5 protein-coding genes are annotated in these 5,043 nt (G+C 66.3%); all 5 read left to right on the top strand.

Annotated elements, in window-relative coordinates:
- Positions 1 to 960, top strand: a complete 960-nt coding sequence (locus WA317_RS01135; RefSeq protein WP_425171280.1) for an LLM class F420-dependent oxidoreductase — start codon at positions 1 to 3, stop codon at positions 958 to 960.
- 45 nt (positions 961 to 1,005) lie between these two features.
- The gene (locus WA317_RS01130) at positions 1,006 to 1,491 is read left to right on the top strand and encodes a hypothetical protein (RefSeq protein ID WP_425171279.1); all 486 of its coding nucleotides are present in this window, start codon (positions 1,006 to 1,008) and stop codon (positions 1,489 to 1,491) included.
- Between the two features lie 66 nt (positions 1,492 to 1,557).
- Positions 1,558 to 2,118, top strand: coding sequence for a hypothetical protein (locus WA317_RS01125; protein WP_425171278.1), 561 nt, complete (start codon positions 1,558 to 1,560; stop codon positions 2,116 to 2,118).
- Positions 2,119 to 2,163: 45 nt separating this feature from the next.
- Positions 2,164 to 2,601, top strand: coding sequence for a hypothetical protein (locus WA317_RS01120; protein WP_425171277.1), 438 nt, complete (start codon positions 2,164 to 2,166; stop codon positions 2,599 to 2,601).
- A gap of 165 nt (positions 2,602 to 2,766) precedes the next feature.
- On the top strand, positions 2,767 to 5,043 hold a 2,277-nt coding region (locus tag WA317_RS01115; RefSeq protein WP_425171276.1), incomplete at its 3' end, for a (Fe-S)-binding protein.

The following is a 5,043-nucleotide window of genomic DNA, read 5'->3' as shown; positions in this document are numbered from 1 at the left end:
ATGGCGCGTCGGCCTAGGGTGAAGCCCGTGGATTTCCGGGTGTTCGTCGAACCTCAGCAAGGCGCCAGCTACAACGATCAACTCGCAGTCGCCCAAACCGCGGAAGCAGCCGGGTATTCAGCGTTCTTCCGCTCTGATCACTTCTTGGCGATGAGCGGTGACGGTTCGCCCGGCCCGACCGACTCCTGGCTGACGCTGGGAGGCATCGCGCGGGAAACGACCTCGATCCGCCTCGGCACGCTCGTCACGTCAGCGACGTTCCGGCATCCCGGACCACTCGCAGTCGCCGTCGCGCAAGTCGACGCCATGAGCGACGGCCGGGTGGAGTTCGGGCTCGGCGCGGGCTGGTTCGAGCGGGAACACCAGGCCTACGGAATCCCGTTCCCGCCGCGGGGCGAGCGATTCGACCGATTCGCCGAACAACTGGAGATCATCACCGGATTGTGGAGCACCCCGGCCGGAGAGACGTTCGACCACGCCGGCACGTACTACGCGGTCAACGATTCACCGGCGCTGCCGAAACCGGTGCAACGGCCCTATCCACCGATCGTTATCGGCGGGACCGGCGCCAAGCGAACCCCGCGGCTGGCCGCGACCTTCGCGGCCGACTTCAACGTGCCGTTCGCACCGCTGGACACGATCTCGACCCAATTCGACCGCGTCCGCGCGGCGGTCGAGGCGGAGGGCCGGGCCGCGGACTCGATCACCTACTCGGCAGCGTTCGTGCTGTGCGCCGGACGCGACGACGCCGTGCTAACCCGGCGAGCCGGTGCCATCAACCGCGAACTCGACGAACTGCGGAACAACTCGCCGACGGTGGGCACACCGGCCGAGATCGTCGACCGGCTCGGGCCGTTCGCCGAGGCCGGCGTGCAGCGGGTTTACCTGCAAGTGCTCGACATGTCCGACCTGGCGCATGTGGAGCTGTTCGCGGCCGAGGTGCTGCCGCAGCTGCAGTAAGTGCGGTAATCGGGGCGGTTCTGCCCGAGCCGTACCATCTGTGCCGTGACGCAATACGGCCCTCCCGGCGACCCGAACGAAGACCCGACCGGACGCTTCGGCTTCAACCAACGGGGTGGCGACCCGAGCGAAGACCCGACCGGGTTGTTCGACTTCGGCCAGCAGGATCCCGAGCCGCAGCCAGCACCCACCCCGTGGTATCGCAAGCGCTTGACGCTGCTGGTGATAGCGGTTGTCGCGCTGGCGCTCGTCATGATCGGGCTGGTGGCGCTGCTCAGCGGCGGCCATGGCAAGGCGCCTTCCAAGACGACCCCGACTTCGTCGACAACAGCGGCGACCACGGCGTCGACGACTACGACCACGGCCACTGTCCCACCAGAAGCTCCACCACAAGTTTCCGAGACTGCAACGGCGCCGCCTGCCACGGTGGCTCCGCCACCTTCGGTGAGCAGCTCGCCCACGACGCCGACCACCACGACGACCACCGAAGATCGGCACCATCACCACCACCACGACGACGGCACGGGTTAACCGGCTCGACACGCACTTACCCGCCGTTGGGCACCGGCCGGTGCGGTAATCAGTACCATTTAGTGCGTGGCAGGCTACGGTCCTCCAGAGGATCCCAGCAGGCAGCCGACCCGGCGTGCCGATTTCAACGCCCCCGGGTACCGGCCGCCCGAGCCGCCGCCCGGGCCGCCCGCACCACCTGATCACGATCCTCCGACGGAAAGCTATGCCCAGCTCAAGCCCGCCGCCGAACCTTCCGCGCCGACCCCGTGGTATCGCAGACGGGCGGTGCTGATCACCTGGGGGCTACTCGTCCTGGCCCTGTTCGCGCTGATTCTCTACGGCCTCGTCGACCTGGCCGGCCGCGGTCACGGCGGACCCACGCCGACACACACAACCACCACCACGCCGACGACGACCACGACGGTCACAACACCCACCACCACAAGCCCGTCGCCGAGCAGCAGCACCGAAGAGGCGCCGCCGCCACCGAGCGGTGAACCGCCGCAGGCACCGGCGCCGCCCGCTCCCCCGCCGGCACGACCCGCCCCGCCGTCGCATCGACACCACCTGCCGAAGCTGCCGCCCACGATCACGGTGCCAGGCGGCCCGGTCATCACACTTCCGCGAGGTTATGAACGCCCCTGACCTCGTACAGATCTGTCCGCGACGAACCCGCGATACGATCGCGGCGTGGCTCGCACACCACTAGACGACGGCGGCGGCTCAAACTTCGAAGGCAGCTCTAAGCAGCCCTTCGATCCGGCGGTGGAAACCAAGCCGTGGTTTCTCAAGCCGTGGGTGCTCGGGCTATGGGGCATTCTGGTCATCACGCTGCTCGCGGTGATCATCTGGGGCTTGCTCGAGTTGGCGCACGGCAGCGGCGGCGGTACGCCCGCCACAACCAAGCCGTCGGTCACCACCACATCGTCGACGCCGACAACTACCACGTCGACCACGTCGATGACCGTTCCAACGTCGAGTTCACCGCCCAGCTCGACCAACGAGACCCCGACGATCGCACCTCCCGGGACGTCATCCGCACCGGGCACCGCTCCGCCGACCCATGGACATCACCGCCATTGGTGGACCGATCTACCCACCACCCGCCTGCCCGGCTTCCCGCGCTGAGGCCACTCCGCCACGACTTGAGTGCTTCGACCGGAGTTAGGTCATCCTTGCTCGCAACGGCGGCTAACAAGGTGCAACTATGGGCACATCTAGCAGGACCCCCGCAGGGTTACCGGCTAGTAACATTGGTTTAGTTACCGGTCGGTAACCAGATTGGGGAGCTCCGTGCACACGCAGATGCTGATCAGACTCATAGTCGGCCTCGGCATGACGGCGATCGTGGGGTTGTTGGCCGCCCGCCGAGTGGCCTGGCTGTTCAAACTGGTCCTGTCAGGTCAGCCGGCCCCCGGGCACACCAACGACCCTGCCCAGCGGGTCAGGGCCGAGGTCGTTGAGGTCCTCGGGCAGCGCCGACTGCTGAAGTGGTCTATCCCCGGACTGGCCCACTTCTTCACCATGTGGGGCTTCTTCATCCTGCTCACGGTCTACATCGAGGCCTACGGGTTGCTGTTCCAGTCCAACTTCCATATCCCGGTCATCGGCCGCTGGGCGGCACTGGGCTTCCTGCAGGACTTCTTCGCCACCGCCGTCTTCCTGGGAATCACAACCTTCGCGATCATCCGTCTGACCCGGAGGCCCGCCGAGATCGGCCGCGCGTCGCGGTTCTACGGCTCGCATACGGGCGGGGCCTGGTTGGTGCTGTTGATGATCTTCAACGTCATCTGGACCTACGTGCTGGTGCGCGGGTCTGCGGTCAACAACGGCACGCTGCCCTACGGGAAAGCCGCGTTTCTGTCCCACCTGTTCGCCGCGACCCTGCGTCCGCTCGGCCAGCCCGCCAACGAAATCATCGAAACGACCGCCCTGCTGCTGCACATCGCTGTCATGCTGGCGTTCCTGATCATCGTGCTGCACTCCAAGCACCTGCACATCTTCTCGGCGCCGATCAACGTCATCTTCAAACGGCTGCCCGACGGGTTGGGTCCGCTGCTGCCCATCGAAGCCGACGGCAAGCCGATTGACTTCGAGAACCCGCCGGACGACGCCGAGTTCGGCCGCGGCAAGATCGAGGATTTCAGCTGGAAGGCGATGCTGGACTTCGCCACCTGCACCGAGTGCGGGCGCTGTCAGTCGCAATGTCCGGCGTGGAACACCGGCAAGCCGCTGTCACCCAAGCTCGTGATCATGGACTTGCGCGATCACTGGATGGCCAAGGCGCCCTACATCCTGCAGGAGAAGGAAAGCCCGCTGGAGAACACTCCGGAGGGTGGACTCGGCGAGAAGTTGCAGCGAGACGAACACTACGAAGAGCACCACGTTCCGGAATCCGGCTTCGGCCGGGTGCTCGGCTCCGGGCCGGAGCAGGCCACCCGCCCCTTGGTCGGCACTGCCGAGCAGGGCGGCGTCATCGACCCCGACGTGCTGTGGTCGTGCGTGACGTGCGGGGCCTGCGTTGAGCAATGCCCAGTGGACATCGAGCACGTCGACCACATCGTCGACATGCGCCGTTACCAGGTGATGATGGAGTCGGAGTTCCCGTCCGAGCTGTCGGTGCTGTTCAAGAACCTGGAGAACAAGGGCAACCCCTGGGGCCAGAACGCGGCGGACCGGACGAACTGGATCGACGAGGTTGACTTCGACGTCCCGGTCTACGGCCAAGACGTCGAGAGCTTCGACGGCTTCGAGTACCTGTTTTGGGTGGGCTGCGCGGGCGCCTACGACGACAAGGCCAAAAAAACCACCAAGGCGGTTGCCGAACTGTTGGCGATTGCCGGGGTGAAGTTCCTGGTGTTGGGCGCCGGCGAGACCTGCAACGGTGACTCCGCGCGCAGGTCGGGCAACGAGTTCCTGTTCCAGCAGCTGGCCCAGCAGGCCGTCGAGACCCTGGACGGGGTGTTCGAGGGCGTCGAGACCGTCGACCGCAAGATCGTCACCCACTGCCCGCACTGCTTCAACACCCTCGGCCGCGAATACAAGCAGCTGGGCAGCAACTACACCGTGCTGCACCACACGCAGCTGCTCAACCGACTGGTGCGAGACAAGAAGCTGGTACCGGTCAAGTCGGTCGACGGCAACGGCGACGGCACGGGCAACGGGCGGTCCATCACCTATCACGACCCGTGCTACCTGGGCCGGCACAACAACGTTTACGAAGCGCCGCGCGAGTTGATCGGGGCCTCCGGTGCGACGCTGACCGAGATGCCGCGCCACGGCAATCTCAGCTTCTGCTGCGGCGCCGGCGGTGCACGGATGTGGATGGAAGAACACATCGGCAAGCGGATCAACCACACCCGCGTCGACGAGGCGCTGGCCACCGGCGCCGGCACGGTCGCCACCGCCTGCCCGTTCTGCCGGGTGATGGTCAGCGACGGTGACAACGACCGTGCCGAAGCTGCGGGCCGGGACGACGTCGACGTCCGCGACGTCGCGAACGTGCTGCTCGATTCCATCGACCGCAGCACCATTAAATTGCCGGTCAAGGGCGCGGCTGCCGAGCACGCC

Origin of the sequence: Mycobacterium sp. (assembly GCF_049802695.1) — a bacterium.
Taxonomy (GTDB): domain Bacteria; phylum Actinomycetota; class Actinomycetes; order Mycobacteriales; family Mycobacteriaceae; genus Mycobacterium.
Note: the sequence above shows the minus strand (reverse complement) of the source record. Positions and strands in the feature narration are given on the sequence as shown.